13 protein-coding genes and 1 pseudogene are annotated in these 15,560 nt (G+C 69.2%); 12 read left to right on the top strand and 2 right to left on the bottom strand.

The features are described 5' to 3' along the window. A pseudogene (locus tag VGZ32_RS02140) lies at positions 1-216 on the bottom strand (PTS mannitol transporter subunit IIBC); the annotation flags it as partial. A 792-nt stretch (positions 217-1,008) separates the two neighbouring features. Here VGZ32_RS02140 and VGZ32_RS02135 point away from each other — a divergent pair. The 12 genes from VGZ32_RS02135 (at position 1,009) to VGZ32_RS02080 (ending at position 14,762) form a co-directional block, all read left to right on the top strand. After that, entirely contained in the window at positions 1,009-2,604 is a 1,596-nt protein-coding gene (locus VGZ32_RS02135) for a sigma factor-like helix-turn-helix DNA-binding protein (protein ID WP_326884056.1), read from the top strand. A 1,899-nt stretch (positions 2,605-4,503) separates the two neighbouring features. Further along, a complete protein-coding gene (locus VGZ32_RS02130; RefSeq protein WP_326884055.1) occupies positions 4,504-5,961 on the top strand; it encodes a sensor histidine kinase in 1,458 nt (485 codons plus the stop codon). Continuing rightward, positions 5,958-6,398 carry a roadblock/LC7 domain-containing protein gene (locus VGZ32_RS02125; RefSeq protein WP_326884054.1) on the top strand — a complete coding sequence of 147 codons (441 nt, stop codon included), beginning with the start codon at positions 5,958-5,960 and terminating at the stop codon, positions 6,396-6,398. The genes VGZ32_RS02130 and VGZ32_RS02125 overlap by 4 nt, the downstream gene beginning before the upstream one ends. Next, positions 6,395-6,766 carry a DUF742 domain-containing protein gene (locus tag VGZ32_RS02120; protein ID WP_326884053.1) on the top strand — a complete coding sequence of 124 codons (372 nt, stop codon included), beginning with the start codon at positions 6,395-6,397 and terminating at the stop codon, positions 6,764-6,766. The genes VGZ32_RS02125 and VGZ32_RS02120 overlap by 4 nt, the downstream gene beginning before the upstream one ends. After that, positions 6,747-7,358 (top strand): ATP/GTP-binding protein, encoded by a 612-nt coding sequence (locus VGZ32_RS02115; protein WP_349263452.1) that lies wholly within the window; start codon positions 6,747-6,749, stop codon positions 7,356-7,358. Before VGZ32_RS02120 ends, VGZ32_RS02115 begins: the two co-directional genes overlap by 20 nt. A gap of 2 nt (positions 7,359-7,360) precedes the next feature. Continuing rightward, positions 7,361-8,314 (top strand): GAF domain-containing protein, encoded by a 954-nt coding sequence (locus VGZ32_RS02110; protein ID WP_326884052.1) that lies wholly within the window; start codon positions 7,361-7,363, stop codon positions 8,312-8,314. Between the two features lie 64 nt (positions 8,315-8,378). Beyond that, the gene (locus VGZ32_RS02105) at positions 8,379-9,641 is read left to right on the top strand and encodes an acyl-CoA dehydrogenase family protein (protein ID WP_326884051.1); all 1,263 of its coding nucleotides are present in this window, start codon (positions 8,379-8,381) and stop codon (positions 9,639-9,641) included. Between the two features lie 321 nt (positions 9,642-9,962). Beyond that, the gene (locus tag VGZ32_RS02100) at positions 9,963-11,219 is read left to right on the top strand and encodes an SLC13 family permease (RefSeq protein ID WP_349263455.1); all 1,257 of its coding nucleotides are present in this window, start codon (positions 9,963-9,965) and stop codon (positions 11,217-11,219) included. Positions 11,220-11,233: 14 nt separating this feature from the next. Further along, entirely contained in the window at positions 11,234-11,725 is a 492-nt protein-coding gene (locus VGZ32_RS02095) for a universal stress protein (RefSeq protein WP_349263454.1), read from the top strand. A gap of 155 nt (positions 11,726-11,880) precedes the next feature. Then, entirely contained in the window at positions 11,881-13,854 is a 1,974-nt protein-coding gene (locus VGZ32_RS02090) for an APC family permease (protein WP_349263453.1), read from the top strand. After that, positions 13,826-14,275: an OB-fold nucleic acid binding domain-containing protein gene (locus VGZ32_RS02085; RefSeq protein ID WP_326884047.1), complete on the top strand. Its 450-nt coding sequence runs from the start codon at positions 13,826-13,828 to the stop codon at positions 14,273-14,275. The genes VGZ32_RS02090 and VGZ32_RS02085 overlap by 29 nt, the downstream gene beginning before the upstream one ends. A gap of 124 nt (positions 14,276-14,399) precedes the next feature. Beyond that, the gene (locus VGZ32_RS02080; protein WP_326884046.1) at positions 14,400-14,762 is read left to right on the top strand and encodes a hypothetical protein; all 363 of its coding nucleotides are present in this window, start codon (positions 14,400-14,402) and stop codon (positions 14,760-14,762) included. A 279-nt stretch (positions 14,763-15,041) separates the two neighbouring features. Here the strand turns inward: VGZ32_RS02080 and VGZ32_RS02075 are convergent. Further along, positions 15,042-15,560: chitinase (locus tag VGZ32_RS02075; protein WP_326884045.1), on the bottom strand; the 519-nt coding region annotated here is incomplete at its 5' end.

Below are 15,560 nucleotides of genomic sequence, written 5' to 3'. Positions count from 1 at the left end.
GGTGTAGCCGATCAGGATGGGCAGCAGGTAGGTGATCATGGGGGTGACCAGGGCGCCGAAGCGGGCGTCCGGGAGCCAGCCGGTGGGGATGAACAGGGCGGTGATCAGGCCCCAGGCGATGAACGCGCCGATGTTCGGCATCACCATGCCGGTCAGATACGAACCGAAGCGCTGGACGCTCGCCCCGGCGCCGGTCACCCCGGCGTGTCGGGCCATGGCCACGATGTCCTCCTCGACAATCAGCCATCGGATGTGACGTGGGCTCACACTGTGCGGATGCGATGCCGGGACCGGCCCGCGACGGTTCGTCGCCCGAGATCGTGCTGATTGGTCTATAACGGGCGGTATGCCGCAGTCGGCGGCTCTGACGTCCATACACGATCACCTGGGGGCGGCGGATGTGCGTGGGGCGTACGGCTTTCAGACAACCCTTCATCGCGTGCCGAGCGGTGGCCTAGGCCGATGCCACGGCACGTCGGCCACCAGCCACGGGAGATCTGCCGGGCAGTGCGTGATGAACCGGCCGCAATGCGGCGGCTCGATGTCGGATCATCGCGCTGTGATGGTTTCGTGATTCCTCCCGGGAGCGCGGTCGCCGCGACGATAGACAGCGCCACCGGACCCGTGGGACAAATGCAGCGGACTGTTATCCGACCGTTGCTGATCGTGTTCGGTCAGGCTCCGGATACCGCGGCGAAACATCGGACGGGCCCGGTCTCCCGGACGCCTGCAGGGTGCCAAAGCTCTGTGACAAGGTTGACCGGCCAGTGCGCGAAGGCGCCTCCTCGCCGCGGATTCTGCGCTCACCCGTGAGCGGGGGCACGCTCTGGGCTGTCTCGGGCGCCGTGTAATGACCAGCGATTTCAGCAGCCTGCGGCGGATCGCGTGGATTGCGTTCTCGACACGGTTGTCAGGCCTGGACCGCGATCTCAAATTTCTTACAAATCTCCGACCTGCACTGGCACGGGCGGTGCGCCAGGAGCGAACACGCGGCTATCTTCAGGTTCCGTGGAAGAAACGGATGGGGATCCGGCGGTCGTCACGGCATGCGAGGCTTACGCGGGCCCGTTGTACTCGTATTGTCTGTGGCTGCTGGCCGACGAAGAGCGGGCGATCACGGCGCTGGTGGAGCTGTTCGTCGGGGCGCAGCGGCTCGGTGTCCGCCTCGGCGACCCGCGGCTTTCGCGATGGCTGCTGTACGCCATGGTCCGGCCCGGCTGCCTGCGCGTGAGCGGTGAGCAGGATCGCCCTTGGCCGGCCGACATGGCGGACAGCTTCGCGTGGACCGACGGCCTGGACCGGGCGCAGCGCGAGGTGCTGGAGCTCTCGGTGCGGCACGGGTTGGACGAGCAGGACGTGGCGCTCGTGCTCGGTGTCTCCAGCGACACGGTACGGACGCTGCTCGCCGACGCTCGAGCAGCGCTGGACGCGGCGAGAGTAGTCAGAACCCTCATATCTGCGGACTGCGACGAACTGACCGGACAGCTCGCCTTGGCGCCCCCTCCAGAACCGAGCACCGTTGTTCAGCTACACGCGGCGCAGTGCCTCACCTGCGGCGAGCGTCTGCGCAATGCCACGCTGATACCGACTCGGCTTGCACAAGTCACCGCACCGCCGACGCTGCGCCCTCGTATCCTGCGCGAACTCGCCGACAACTACCCCGCGCTCGCCGGACCGGTCACGAGAGCCCTCGGCGAGAACACCCCGTCAACGCCACAGCGAGGGTCACTCCAGTCCCAGTCCCAGTCCCAGCCGCAGTCACAGCCGCGGTTGGTCCGTGGGCGGCGCAGGCGAGGAGTCGTGACGGCGGCATTCGTGATCATCTCACTCGGTGTCACAGCGTTGTGGCTGACCGGCGCCAGCAATGCCAAGAGCCTGTCCTCGGGACACGTCGCGACCGGCGCGGGGGCAACCGGAGCAGGAACATCGCCCGCGCCCGTGCACGGCGATTCGACCTCCACTTCGCCGGACGCCGCGTCCGAATCCCGTGCTTCCCCCTCCCACGGCGGCACCACCACCTCCCCGACAGCCCGTACGACCGCCACAACGGTCCCGATCGGCACGAATCCGAGCCCTGGATCGTCGGCTTCCCCCGTCGGCCCGCCTTCACCGACGCCGTCGACTTCGACCTCATCCGGGCCTGCCCTGGGCGTCACCTGGAAGCAAGGCCCGCAAACTATGACGATCACGCTCACCGCGATCGCGACCGCGGGTGCCCCGGTGCAGTGGTCGGTGAGCGTCTCGGACGACTTTCTGCGCGTCAGCCAGCCGTCCGGGGTGCTCGCGCCCGGAGGCAGTCAGACCGTGACGGTCACCGTCGATCCCTCACTCGCTCCCCACGGACCATGGCAGGCCAAGATCTTCGTCGACCCGGGCAACACCGTCGTCCCCGTCAACGGCAAAGGCAAAAACCTTGCGGATGGCCGCATGGGTGGGGTTGCGGTGCTCGGGGACGGATGCCGAGCGGGGGTTTCTGATTCGCTTCACGGCCGGACGGACAGCAGCAGGTCCCGGAACTGCTCGCGCAGCTTCGGCAGCTCCACCGCCCCGTCTGACAACTCGGCGAGCAGCATGCCGAGATCCCAGACGGCCAGGTGGTTGTAGCGGGCGCTGAACACCCCGAGGCTGTCGAGCCGGAAGTCGTCGTCGAAGTCGAGCAGTGCGAAGCCGATGAGCCGGAACAGGTCGGCGGCGGCGAGCGCCGGGGGCCTTGCGCTCGTGGTCACATCGAGCAGGAGACCTGCGGCGATCACATCGGCGTCGGCGTTGATCAGCTGCGAGCCGGTGAAGGTCGGTCCGAGCGCCCACGGCCCTGTGCGGTGTGCAAGAGCGGGTATCAGGGTCGTCACGAATGCTTCGCGCAGGGCGGCCAGTTGGTCCAGCTGCGCCGGCGAGGCCAGATCGAGCAGGTCGCTTGCGGTCGGCGTGGTGCGGACGAACTCACCGAGCGGGCTGTCGATCAAGGCGAACAGGCCGCCGCGGGAGACCTCGGCGAGCAGGGCCAGCACCCAGCACGCGCGGGCGAGCAAGACCGGTTCGGCGTCGGTGCCGGGGGCCGGGCCGGTGAAGATGCGCACCGGGCCGCCCGGCTGCGGCAACGTCACCCCCAGCTGGTCGGCGAGGTCCGCGAGGGCGGGCAGGGCGTCCAGTTCGGCGGGTGCGCAAGCCTCGGCGCCCCGCACGGCAAGCGAGAGGTCCGGGTGCGCGTCGAGCAGGAAGCGCAACAGCCAGTGCGCGGCGGCGTCGAGCGTTGCGGGGTTCGTGCCGTAGGGCACGGCCGCCACCGCGAGCGGGGGAATGTCCTGCCGGTAGCGGCGTTGCACCGCGCGCAGGCCGACCGTGAAGCGCTCGTCGAAAAACCGGCGCACGGGCGAATCCGGGTTCCTCGTCTCTTTGGTCAGTGGCCCGCGAAGCATCGTCCGACTCCTTTGTCGCACCCTCGGTAACGGTCCGTCATAAAGGGCGTTTAAGGAGCCGGGATGTTACTGAGGCTGATGTCAGCGGCGATCGCGTGATCATCTCGAGTTCGACCTGAGTGAGAACGAGCGCGGTACGGGCCGGCTCGGTGATCCCGCGCGGGCTGGGGGTCGTGTGTTTCAGGTGCCGTGACGCTCGGACGGCATGGAGCTTCAACCTGACCGACTGCGGCGCGCCTCGAGCAACGTGATCACGCACCGTGAGCTGACGCAGCAGGCGAACGGCAACGGCCCTCTACCGTCACCGGGCGCACCGAACGTCCAGAGTTGACGTGACGTCGAGTATTCAACTAAATACTCAGGGATCAGCCCTCGACGGCCACGGTCACTTGCTCTGGAGGTTAAGAGGGGCGATCCTAAGAATTATGGACCAGTTAAGCTCGCCAATATCACATGCGCCACTTGAATACAAGTTCTGACGGCTCGTCTGGCCGAATCTGTCACAGGGGCGAACGATCCATGACGGCGCGTCTCGCCAGCTCAGCGGCACGTGGCGCACTTCATATCAATAGACTGACAAAATGTGGTCAGCCGGACCAGCGGATTCGCGCTGAGGTTTTGGCGCCCGCGTCCGTTCGGCAACGCCGACTTAACAAGAAGCATATGAGCACCCTGTTGGCTGTGATGAAAAATACAGGTATGTTGTGCGACCGCATAGTCATGTTGTGTACTGCGATTCTCACAGAGTTGGCGGCATGTATCGCTCCTGGTCCCCACATCTAGCCCGGACGGTCGCCCCGTGACGGCGGCTCAGGACGCTCATGAGCCCGTGGTCGCGGCTCGGGACACCGCAGGAGGAGGCAGATCGGCCTCCAGGCACCGCGCCGCCGGTTCGGCGACGGCACGCGACCGGGCGGCGCTGGGAAGGCAGCTCACGGCTCTCGCCGTGGTTCCGCCCGCCTGTGCGGCCTTGCTGGGCGCCCTCGCTGTCGCGGTTCTCTTACGCGCGTCCCATCAGGCGCAGCTGCTGCAAGGAACGACGCTCACGACTGTCGCAGCGCTCGGAATCCTCGTACTCCTCGTCGTCGTGACCGGATTCGTGTGGGCGACGCGTGTGGCCCGCTCGGCGGCGAGCAGCACGGTCGTGGAATACGTTCGCGTGCCGGCCCCGGCCCCGGCGCCATCCGTCGCGCCGATGGCCGCTCAGTCCGCCACGGTGCAGGCCGTCGCCGTGCCGGCCGCTGCCGATAGGGGAGTGTTCGTTCACCTCTCCCACCGGCTGCAATCGCTCGTGCACCGCCAGATCCAGATGCTCGACGAGCTGGAGAACGAGGTGGAGGAGCCCGACCTGCTCAAGGGCCTGTTCAGCGTCGACCACCTGGCCACGAGAATGCGCCGGCACGCCGAGAACCTGGCGGTGCTCGGCGGAGCGGTGCCCCGGCGGCAGTGGACCAAGCCCGTGTCGGTGATGGAGATCCTGCGCTCGGCCGTGTCCGAGACGCTCGACTACGCGCGCGTGCAGGTCATCGCCCGCGCCCCCGGCTCGCTCAACGGCTACGCGGTGGCGGACGTCATCCACCTGCTGGCCGAGCTGGTGGAGAACGCGACCTCGTTCTCGCCTCCGGACACGAAGGTGGTGCTGCGCACGCAGGCCGTCGCCGCGGGTCTGGTCATCGAGGTCGACGACCGCGGCCTCGGCATGCCGCAGGAGGATTACGACCGGCTCAACGCGCTGCTGAGAGAGCCGGCCCAGATCAGTGTCCAGGAGCTGCTCGAAGGCGCCCGGATCGGCCTCTACGTGGTCGCCCAGCTGGCGCGCCGCCACAACATCGCCGTTCAGCTTCAGACGAACATCACCGGCGGCACGCAGGCGCTGGTCGTGTTGCCGAAGGCGCTGCTGGCCACCGAACAGCGCGAGCACGAGCGGCCGACGCAGGAGAACCCCGCGGCGATGCCCGCCGCGGCCCCCCAGCCCGCGCAGGCCCCTCTGCCCGTTCGCGTGTCGGCACGCGCCTCGGAATCCGGCGAGTCGCGTCATCCGATCGAGACCCCGTCGCCCGCGGGCAGGATGGCGGATCTCGGCGACGCGCAACCGATCGCGCGGCCCTTATACGGCACCGACGGCGCGATTCCCCCTCCCCGGCGCGAGGCGAGCAGACCGGCTGTCGGCGCGCCCGCCGAGCGAAACTGGTCGGCGCCGCTCGAACCCGGCGTTCCCGACCCTGCCGCCGGCCCAGCGAATCACCAGCCGTCAGCGCATGTCTCAGCGCCCGCGTCCGGCCCTCCCCGCTTCACGCCGCCCAGCCCTGCCCCCGCGCCACCGCCCGACCCTCGCCCACGGCGGCCACTGCCGAAACGGCGGCCGCAAGAGCACCTCGCCGGACCACTCGCGCAGCCCTCGCCCGACCCGGCCGATCGGGTCGGCGACGGCCTGACGCCCAACTTGATGGCGGACTTCAGGCGCGGTCTGGTCCTTGGCGCCGCCGAACCGGGCTCCGGCGAACACCCCCACGAGCAGGCACCGACCCAGGAAGGCGAGAGATGAACAACGAGGAGAGCACTCGCCAGTTGAGCTGGCTGATCACTGGCCTCGTAGAGCGCGTTCCCCAGGCCCGCAGTGCGCTGCTGCTGTCGGCGGACGGGCTGGTGCGGGCCCGCACTGCGGACCTGAGCAAGGACGACGCGGATCACATGGCCGCGATCGCCTCGGGCCTGTGGTCCCTCGCCAGCGGCGCGGGGCGCAAGTTCGCCGGTAGCGGCGCGGTGCGCCAAGTGGGCGTGGAGATGGACGGCGCTCTGTTGTTCGTCGCGGCCGCCGGCTTCGGCACCTGCATCAGTGTCCTTACCGGCGACGCGGCCGATCCGGGCCTGATCGGATTCGAGATGGCGCAACTGGTGCGCAGCATGCGCCCGCATCTGCAGACCGCGCCCCGCGCCGACCACGCGGCGGCTGCGGCGGCCTGGTCCCGGGCGCAGCCGTGAGGGAGGCCGACCCCGATGTACGGTTCGACGAGGACGCCGGCCTCCTGGTACGCCCGTACGCGGTGACCGGCGGCCGCACGCGTCCGTCGGCCGAGTTCCGCCTGATCACCCTCGTCGCCGCGACGGGCCGGGCGCTGGGGGACGTCACTCCCGAGCACACCCGCATCCTGGGCGTGTGCCGGCGTCCGACGTCGGTGGCGGAGATCTCCGCGCACCTGCGGCTGCCCGTCGCCGTCATCAAGATCCTTCTGGCCGACCTGCTCGGGTGGCGCGCCATCGTCACCCGGGCCCCGGTCGCCTTTCCCGACATGGCCCGGCCCGACCGGCACGTACTGGAGGCGGTAATCGATGCCCTCCGCGCCCTCTGACGAATTTCTCCCCGGGGCGTTGAAACTGCTGATCGCGGGCGGTTTCGCGGTCGGCAAGACGACCCTGGTCGGCGCGGTCTCGGAGATCGAGCCGCTCACCACCGAGGCGCCGATCACCGAGGCGAGCCTCGGCGTGGACGACCTGCGCGCGACCACGGACAAGACGACGACCACCGTCGCGATGGACTTCGGCCGCGTCTCGATCGGCAGCGAGTACGTCCTGTACCTGTTCGGCACCCCGGGCCAGCAGCGGTTCTGGTTCATGTGGGACGACCTGTGCACGGGCGCGCTCGGCGCGATCGTGTTGGCGGACACGGACCGCCTGGAGGACAGCTTCGAGGCGGTCGACTTCTTCGAGAGCCGCCGCATTCCGTTCCTGGTCGCCGTCAACCGCTTCGACGGCACCGTCGCCTACCCCGTCGAGGAAGTGCGCAGCGCACTCGAGCTGCGCCCGCATGTGCCGATCGTGGAGTGTGACGCCCGGCGCCGCGAGTCGGCCGTGGGCGCCGTGCTCACCCTTGTCCAATACCTGCTCGACACCGAACCCGAATCCGCCCGGCCCGTCGCCGCGCGCACTGTGGAAGGGCTCTAGCCATGACCGACCAGGAGCTGACCGGTCGTCGGGTGGGCGGGTCGCCCGCGGCGGCGGGTGCGGCCGAGCGGGCGGTCCGCCACCGCGAGCTCGGTCTCGCCTCCGTACCCGACGAACAGTTCGACGCCTTCGCCCGCAAGATCGTCGAGAGTACGGGAGCGCTCGCCGCCATGGTGAACCTCGTCGGCGACCAGCGCATGTACTTCGCGGGCGTGGCGGCGAGGACGGACCTGGAGCCCGGCGAACCGGTCTTCCTGGGCGACCCGGGCCGGGAGATGGGCCTCGATCGCGGCTTCTGCCCGCACGTCGTGGCGCGGCGCAAGGCATTGGTACTCGACGACGTCTACGCCTATCCGCGCTTCGCTGGAAACCCGGTCGTCGACGAGCTCGGCGTGCGCACCTACCTGGGCGCGCCGCTGATCGACGACGACGGCACAGTGCTCGGCACCGTCTGCGCGGTGGACCCCTCGCCGCACAGCGGCCCCGAGCACGCGGGATGGGCGAAGCAGGGCCTGGATACGATCAAGAGGGTCGCGGACGAGGTCCTCGGCGAGATCCGGGTGCGCCGGCAGGTGTCCTCGCTCATCGAGGCCGCCCCCGGGTCGGTCATGGTCACCTCGGGCGAGGATGTCAATGTCCTGTATGCCAACGCCGCGCACGAACACTTTTTCGGTCCGATACGCGAGCTGGGCGTTCCGGCGGCGGAGGCCTTCCCCAACCTCGGCGGCGTGGGCGTGCCGGCGACGGTACTAAGGGTGCTCCGCTCCGGCGCGCCCGCGGTCAGCGCTCCGGTCCGGCTGCTCGACGGCCGGACGCTGCTGTTCGCGGTCGTCCCGGCACAGGTGCCCGGCCACAGCTTCGCGCAGCTCACGCTGGGCGTGGTCGACACCGAAGCCGGTTCGGCCCTCGCGTCAGCACACGAACTTTCCGACAACCTGGCAAAGCTCTGCGAGTGAGCGGCCCGAGCGGGTTCACGGCCCGGGATCAGAGTCCCGAACGGACGCTCTGGAGGTTGGTGGGATGACCGGCATATTCGAGGATGACCGGCACGAGACGCTGCGCGTGAAGGTCCGGCGGTTCGCGCAGGAGCGGGTGGCGCCGCGCGTCGCGGAGATGGAGGCGACCCGTCAGGTGGACAGGGAACTGTCCGCGCTGATCGCCGCCCAGGGGTGGATCGGCGTGACCATCCCCGAGGTGTACGGAGGCATGGGACTCGGACACCTCGCGAAGACGATCATCATCGAAGAGCTGGCCAGGGTCAGCGGCGCGATGGGCGCCATGGTGCAGGCGTCACAGCTCGGCGTGGCGAAGATCCTTCACTTCGGCTCCGAGGAGCAGAGGCTCGCCTGGCTGCCGCAGATCGCCGCGGGGCGCTGCCTGCCGACGATCGCGGTGACCGAGGCCGGTTCCGGTGGGCACGTGCTCGGCATGTGCAGCAGCGCGGTGCGCGATGGCGCGGGGTACGTGCTCAACGGGGCGAAGGTCTTCGTGGGCAACTCCCATATCGGCGACCTGCACGGAGTCGTGGCGCGCACCGGCCCGGGCTCGGGCGGCCTGACCGCCTTCCTCGTGGAGGCCGACCATCCGGGCGTGCGGCTGGAGGAACACGCTCCGACCATGGGCCTGTCCGGGTTCAGCTTCGGGACCGTCATCTTCGAGAACTGCTGGATTCCGGACGGGAATCGGCTGGGCAACGAGGGCGACGGCCTGAAGGTCGCCTACTCGTCGAGCACCCTCTACGGACGGCCGAACCTGGCCGCCGTCGCGCTGGGCATCCATCGGGCCGTCGTGGAGGACACGGTCGCGTACTGCGCCCGCCGCGAGCTGTACGGCAAGCAGCTGTCCGCCATTTCGTCCGTGGCGATGAAGCTGGGCGACATGCAGTCGCGGCTGATGACCGCCCGGCTCGCGCTGTACCACGCCACGCATCTTCTGGACAAAGGCCTGCCCTGCGACGCCGAACTGATGAACGCAAAGCTCATCAACACCGAGTACGCGATCGACTCGGCACGCGCCGCGATGGAGATATTCGCGGCTCGCGGCCTGCACGTCGGCCACAGCGTCGAACGGTACCTGCGCGACGCGTACCACATCTACGCGCCCGCGGGCACCTCGGACATCCAGCGGCTCAGACTGTTCGAGTACGCCTCAGGAACCAACCGCGAGCAATGGTCGGTCGCCCTCGCGGACCGCATCCGCGCCGACGCACCCGCCGATGCCCCCGCCGCTGCGCTCGCGGGCTCGGCACAGCCGGTCGGATTGCGCGATTCAAGGGCAGCGTGACCGACTAAGACAACAGACCGATCGGAGCAGTAGTCCAGCGGCGGGTTCCTCGTCACGAACCCGCCGTCGCCTGCCGAGGTTGGGCCTGCGCGCCGGTTGTCCCATCCGCGCTGAGTAGACACGGGACCTGAGGGATCCCGCTGGCTAATTCTGTGATCGTTCGGGTGTGGACTGCGGCGGCGTGCCCTGACGGTTTGCTCGATGACGGCCGGCACGTGGAGTCGGCGCGCGCGTTTTCACTCCCCTTCGTGTTGCGCTGCGAACGCGGCCCTCTGGTTCGATAGGGCGGAGTTCACCGCCGCATGTGAGGGGGTTCGGGTTCTGAACGGCGTGCTTGCCGGGGTGCTGTCCGTCGCTGCGCTGGTCGTGGTGCTGGGGTGCGCTGTGGTGCGCCCGTTCGGCTGGCCGGAGGCGGTGGTCGCGGTCCCGGCCGCCGGGGTGCTGGTCCTCTCGGGTGCGATCGGGTGGGCGCACGTGCGGGTGGAGGCGCAGCGGCTGGGCCCGGTGGTCGGGTTCCTGGCGGCGGTGCTGGTGCTGGCGAAGCTGTGCGATGACGAGGGCTTGTTCAGTGCCTGCGGGGCGTGGATGGGCCGCGCCGCGTCAGGTCGTCCGGGGCGGCTGCTGGCGTGGGTGTTCGTGATCGCGTCGGTGACCACGGCGGTGCTGAGCCTGGACGCGACGGTGGTGCTGCTGACCCCGGTGGTGTTCGCCACGGCGGGGCGCCTAGGGGTGCGGGCGAAGCCGCACGTGTATGCCTGTGCCCATCTATCGAACAGCGCCTCGCTGCTGCTGCCGGTCTCGAACCTGACCAACCTGCTGGCCTTCGCCTCCGCGGGGCTCAGCTTCACCCGGTTCGCCGTGTTGATGGCGCTGCCGTGGCTGGCCGCGATCGGCGTCGAGTACCTGGCCTTCCGGCGCTTCTTCGCCTCGGACCTCCGCGTCGGCGCGACCGCGGCACTCGGCGGCGAACTGCCGCCGATGCCGATGTTCACCCTGCTCGTCGTCGCACTCACGCTCGCCGGGTTCGCGCTCGCCTCGGCCGCCGGCATCAATCCGGCCTGGGTGGCCGCGGTCGGGGCGCTGGTACTCGCCGCCCGCGCCCTGCACCAGCGGCGCACCACCGTGTCCGGGCTCGTAGCCGCGGCATCCCCGGCGTTCCTGGCCTTCGTGCTGGCGCTGGGGATCGTCGTGCGCGCCGTCGTCGACCACGGCCTGGCCGGGGCACTGGGACACCTGATCCCCTCCGGCACCTCGTTGCTGGCGCTGCTCGCGCTCGCGGCCCTGGCGGCGTTGCTCGCGAACGTCATCAACAATCTGCCAGCGGTCCTAGTCCTGCTGCCGCTGACCGCGCCGCACGGGGCGGGCGCGGTGCTGGCGGTGCTGCTCGGGGTGAACATCGGCCCGAACCTGACCTACGCCGGCTCCCTGGCCACGCTGCTGTGGCGACGTATCGTGCACGCCCACGATGTCCAGGTGGACCTGGGCGAGTTCACCCGCCTCGGGCTGCTTACCGTGCCTGCCGCGCTGACGGCGGCGAGCGTGGCATTGTGGGCGTCGTTGCGCCTGATCGGAGGCTGACCGCCGTGACCGCCATGACCGTCGTGGCCTGGATCGTCGAGGGCTCCTGGCCCGCCGTCGTCGACGCCACCCGCACCTACGCCCCCGCCGGCGCCGAGATCGTGCTGCTGCACGTGACCGAGGCGAGTGTGCCTGAAGTGGCGCACGGCGCCTACGCCGGGCTGCTCGGCCGCGGCCATCGCGAGCGGGACCCCGGCACTCGGCTTGAACATTTGAGCGCAGCGTCCGCGACCGACCTGTTGCAGGCAGCCGCCGACCGTCTGGGGCGCGACTGCGACCAGCAACAGCGCACCGGCCGCCCCGAACGTGCGGTGGTCGCAGCCGCGGAGGGCGCCGAACTGCTGATCCTCGCGCGTGACGGCGACCAGGCCAGGCTCGGCCCCAAGAGTCTCGGCCGTGCCAGCCGCTTCATCGTCGACCACGCTCCTTGCGCTGTGTTCCTGGTCTGGCCGGTCCCCGCGCCCGGCGTCGACACCATCCCCCCGCCGCCGCCACACCATCGGTAATCCACTGCGAGCACGCACCACGACGCCGCGCGGTGAGTCCGAGTTCCGCGTCGGTGGCGTGGCACGCAGTTGGTAAACGGGCGATTTCCTAGATTCCACGGTGACGCTCGCTATGGTCGCCCACTGGGCCCTAGCATGCCGACGTGGCGTCGACGATGGGGTTGTTGAAACGGGTTCTGGTGGGCACGCCGGTGCGCAGCGAGATGCTGGGGGAGGCGACGCTGCCAAAGCGGATCGCCTTGCCGGTGTTCGCGTCTGACGCACTGTCGTCGGTGGCGTACGCGACCGAGGAGATCCTGCTCGTACTGTCCGCGGGCGGAATCGCGCTGCTGCACTTCACCTGGTACATCGCGGCCGCGGTCGGCCTGCTGATGCTGGTGGTGGTCGCCTCGTATCGGCAGAACGTGCATGCCTACCCCTCCGGCGGCGGGGACTACGAGGTGGCCACCACCAACCTCGGCCCGAAGGTTGGGCTGACCGTGGCAAGCGCGCTGATGGTGGACTACACCCTCACCGTGGCCGTGTCGGTGTCGTCCGGGGTGGCGAATCTGGCCTCCGCGTTCCCGACACTCGACGCCCACGTCGTGCTGATCTCGGTCGCGGTGATCGCGGTGATCACACTGATGAACCTGCGCGGGGTGCGCGAGTCGGGCGCTGCGTTCGCGGTGCCGACCTACTGCTTCATCGCCGCGGTCGCCGCGATGATCCTTTGGGGCGTGGCCAAGCTGGCCACCGGTCACCACTTGGTGGCCGAGAGCGCCGGTTACCAGATCAAGGCCACCGGCAGTTTCGGTGGGCTGGCGCTGGTGTTCCTGCTGCTGCGCGCGTTCTCCTCGGGCTGCACCGCGCTGACCGGGGTCGAGGCGATCAGCAACGGTGTGCCCGCGTTCAAGCCGCCCAAGAGCAAGAACGCCGCGACCACGCTGGCGCTGCTGGGCGCGATCGCGGTGGCGATGTTCGCCGGGGTCACCGCGCTGGCGTTGGCCGGGCACGTACACGCGGCCGACGCCTCCGACCTGATCGGGCTGCCCGCCGGATCCACCCCGCGCACGGTGATCGCGCAGGTGGCCAGGTCGGTGTTCGGCGGCTCGCCGATGTTCTTCGTGTTGCAGGTCGTCACCGCGCTGATCCTGGTACTGGCCGCGAACACCGCGTTCAACGGTTTCCCAGTGCTCGCCTCGATCCTGGCCCGCGACGGCTATCTGCCGCGCCAGCTGCATACCCGCGGCGACCGGCTGGCCTTCTCGAATGGCATCCTGCTGCTGGCTGGCTTCGCGATCCTGTTGGTCGTCGTGTTCCACGCGTCGCCGACCCGACTGATCCAGCTGTACATCGTCGGCGTATTCGTGTCCTTTGTATGTAGCCAGACCGGGATGATCCGGCACTGGAACCGGCTGCTGCCGCAGACCACTGATCCGGGTTTGCGGCGGCACATGATGCGCTCACGGGTGATCAACGCGATCGGCGCCGGGTTCACCGCCGCCGTGCTCGCAATCGTGCTGGCGACCAAGTTCGCCAAGGGCGCCTGGATCGTGGTGGTCGCGATGCCGCTGATCTGGCTGCTGATGCGCGGTATCCAGCGACACTACGCGGCGGTCGCGGCCGAACTGGCTCCGCCCGGCTCGGCCAAGGTCGTGCCGCCGTCCAATAACCACGCGATCGTGCTGGTCTCCAAGGTGCACCTGCCGACGCTGCGCGCCCTGGGGTACGCGAAAGCCACCCGGCCCAGTCGGCTGGAAGCGGTCACGGTGGACCTGGACGAGCGGGAGACCGCGGCGCTTAAGCAGCAGTGGGACCAGCACGAGATCCCGGTGCCGCTGACCATCATCGCCTCGCCGTTTCGGGAGGTGACCCGGCCAGTGGTCGAGTACGTCAAACGGCTGCGCAGTGAGAACCCGAACGATATCGTGACCGTATTTATCCCCGAATATGTGCTCGGTCACTGGTGGGAGCAGCTGTTGCATAACCAGTCCGCGCTGCGGCTTAAGGGCAGATTGCTCTACCAGCGCCGCGTAGTGGTCGCCAGCGTGCCCTACCAGCTGCGCTCCGCCACCGGCGCGGGCGCCCCGGCAGCACCCCAGCCCTCGGTGGGAGTCAACGATGACCCGACCAGCCAACCCGTCCGCTGACGCCCGGGCCTCCGGCCGTGATGCCGCCCCTGATACCGTGCCGCGCCGGCCGCGCCGCGGGCTACGCCGCCTGCTCGACCGGCTCACCGCCGATGCGACCACGCTGCATGCCGAGGAACTCCAGGAACGCATCGCCGCTGCCGGGGCGCGCCCCATCGCCCAATGCACCGACCGCGAGAAGGTATGCATCGCGGGCACCCTGCGCACCGTCACCATCCGCCCCCGCGCCGGCGTGCCGTCCCTCGAAGCAGACCTGTGGGATGGCACCGGTGACGTCGCAGTGGTCTGGCTCGGACGCCGAGACATCCCCGGGATCACCGCCGGCCGCCACATCCGGGTCCGTGGACGCATCACCACCCTGGACGGGCACCGCGCCATGTTCAACCCGATCTACGAACTGCTGCCCTCACCCTCCGACTGACCGACCGCGGGTCGAGCGGAGCCGCACGCGCGGGCCGTAAAAGCTGCGCGAGAATCCGGAGCCGGAGCGTTAGAAAACTGTCAGTAAACCCCCGCCCGCGCCGCGCCCGCGGTGCGATGGCCCGATGTCGACGCACCGCGCCACGCTGGTCCCGGTCCTGCCCAGCGTCAACCTGGACCGCTCTCTGGCCCACTACCGCTACCTCGGCTTCCGGGTGCTCGAACACGCCGAAGACTACGCTCGCCTGGCCTGGAGCGATGCGGAACTGCACATCTACCGACAGCCCGAACTCGACCCGGCAGCCAATTGCATTGGCTGCTACGTAAGAGTCACCGACCCGCAGGCCCTGCGCGCCACGTGGGCCGGGGACGGCGTGGAATGCCTGGACATGTCGATCTCTTCACACTATGGACCCACGGCTTTCGCCGTTGTCGATCCCGACGGCAACACGCTGCGCATCGGACCGAGCACCGACCCGGCGCCCTAGCAGCCGCCCTGACTGGGTCGAGAGATCGCGTACTGCCGCGACCGATCACGGTCCCGTACCGGTTTGCCTTTTGAACTCGTCGGGTGGTGTGAGGCGGCGTTTCGGCGATCTCCGCTACAGGATGCTTATGCCGCTGGCCTTTGGCCTTTGCGCGGAAGCGATTGCGTGCGAGCGTACATGCCCGGCTCCCTGGCGCTAGGTGCGCTGCCAGGGAGCCGGCGTCGGCGCTGAGATCGCCGCATCACGGTGTTGTGTTAGACGGCGGGTCACGTCGCTGCGTTAGCAGGTGAGGTTTCCGCCTGGGGAGACGCCGAGGATGGAGGTGAAGGACTCGTAGTCGTTGACCCGGTCCTGCATCTCGGCTGTGTTGCCGCCGTTGCATTCGATGTTGTTGATGGCGCGGATGGTGTCGCCGAATCCGGCCCCGCTGACCATCGCCTGGTGGGAGGTCATCGAGCCGCCTCCGGTCCCGGTCATCCAATACCACAGGGCGGTCTCCCAGGAGATCGCCGCGTTGGTGGAGACCAGGTTGGGGTTGTCCAGCAGGTCTTGGCCGATGGCCTGGCCGGCGGCTTCGTAGTTGAAGTTCCAGGAGATCTGCATGGGGCCGCGGCCGTAGTAGGCGTAGGTGCCGGCCGGGCAGCCGTAGGACTCGGCGGCGCAGTAGTCCCCGGACTGGTCGATCTCGTTGATGTAGACCAGTCCGCCGGTCTCGTGGTCCACGTTGGCCAGGAACGCGGCGGCCTCCTGCCGCTCGACCGTCGTGCCGCCGGTAGTGGCGAACGCCGGGTAGGCGCT

Source organism: Actinocrinis sp., assembly GCF_035938995.1.
Classification (GTDB): Bacteria; Actinomycetota; Actinomycetes; order Streptomycetales; family Catenulisporaceae; genus DASZGI01.
The sequence above is the reverse complement of the archived record's forward strand: the minus strand, read 5'-3'. Positions and strand labels throughout refer to the sequence as shown.

Bases quoted from the DNA above. Each gene is read 5' to 3' on its own strand.
- VGZ32_RS02095 (WP_349263454.1), top strand. From the start codon at position 11,234: ATGACCGTCGTGGCCTGGATCGTCGAGGGCTCCTGGCCCGCCGTCGTC.
- VGZ32_RS02125 (WP_326884054.1), top strand. From the start codon at position 5,958: ATGAACAACGAGGAGAGCACTCGCCAGTTGAGCTGGCTGATCACTGGC.
- VGZ32_RS02105 (WP_326884051.1), top strand. From the start codon at position 8,379: ATGACCGGCATATTCGAGGATGACCGGCACGAGACGCTGCGCGTGAAG.
- VGZ32_RS02080 (WP_326884046.1), top strand. From the start codon at position 14,400: ATGTCGACGCACCGCGCCACGCTGGTCCCGGTCCTGCCCAGCGTCAAC.
- VGZ32_RS02110 (WP_326884052.1), top strand. From the start codon at position 7,361: ATGACCGACCAGGAGCTGACCGGTCGTCGGGTGGGCGGGTCGCCCGCG.
- VGZ32_RS02085 (WP_326884047.1), top strand. From the start codon at position 13,826: ATGACCCGACCAGCCAACCCGTCCGCTGACGCCCGGGCCTCCGGCCGT.
- VGZ32_RS02115 (WP_349263452.1), top strand. From the start codon at position 6,747: ATGCCCTCCGCGCCCTCTGACGAATTTCTCCCCGGGGCGTTGAAACTG.
- VGZ32_RS02090 (WP_349263453.1), top strand. From the start codon at position 11,881: ATGGGGTTGTTGAAACGGGTTCTGGTGGGCACGCCGGTGCGCAGCGAG.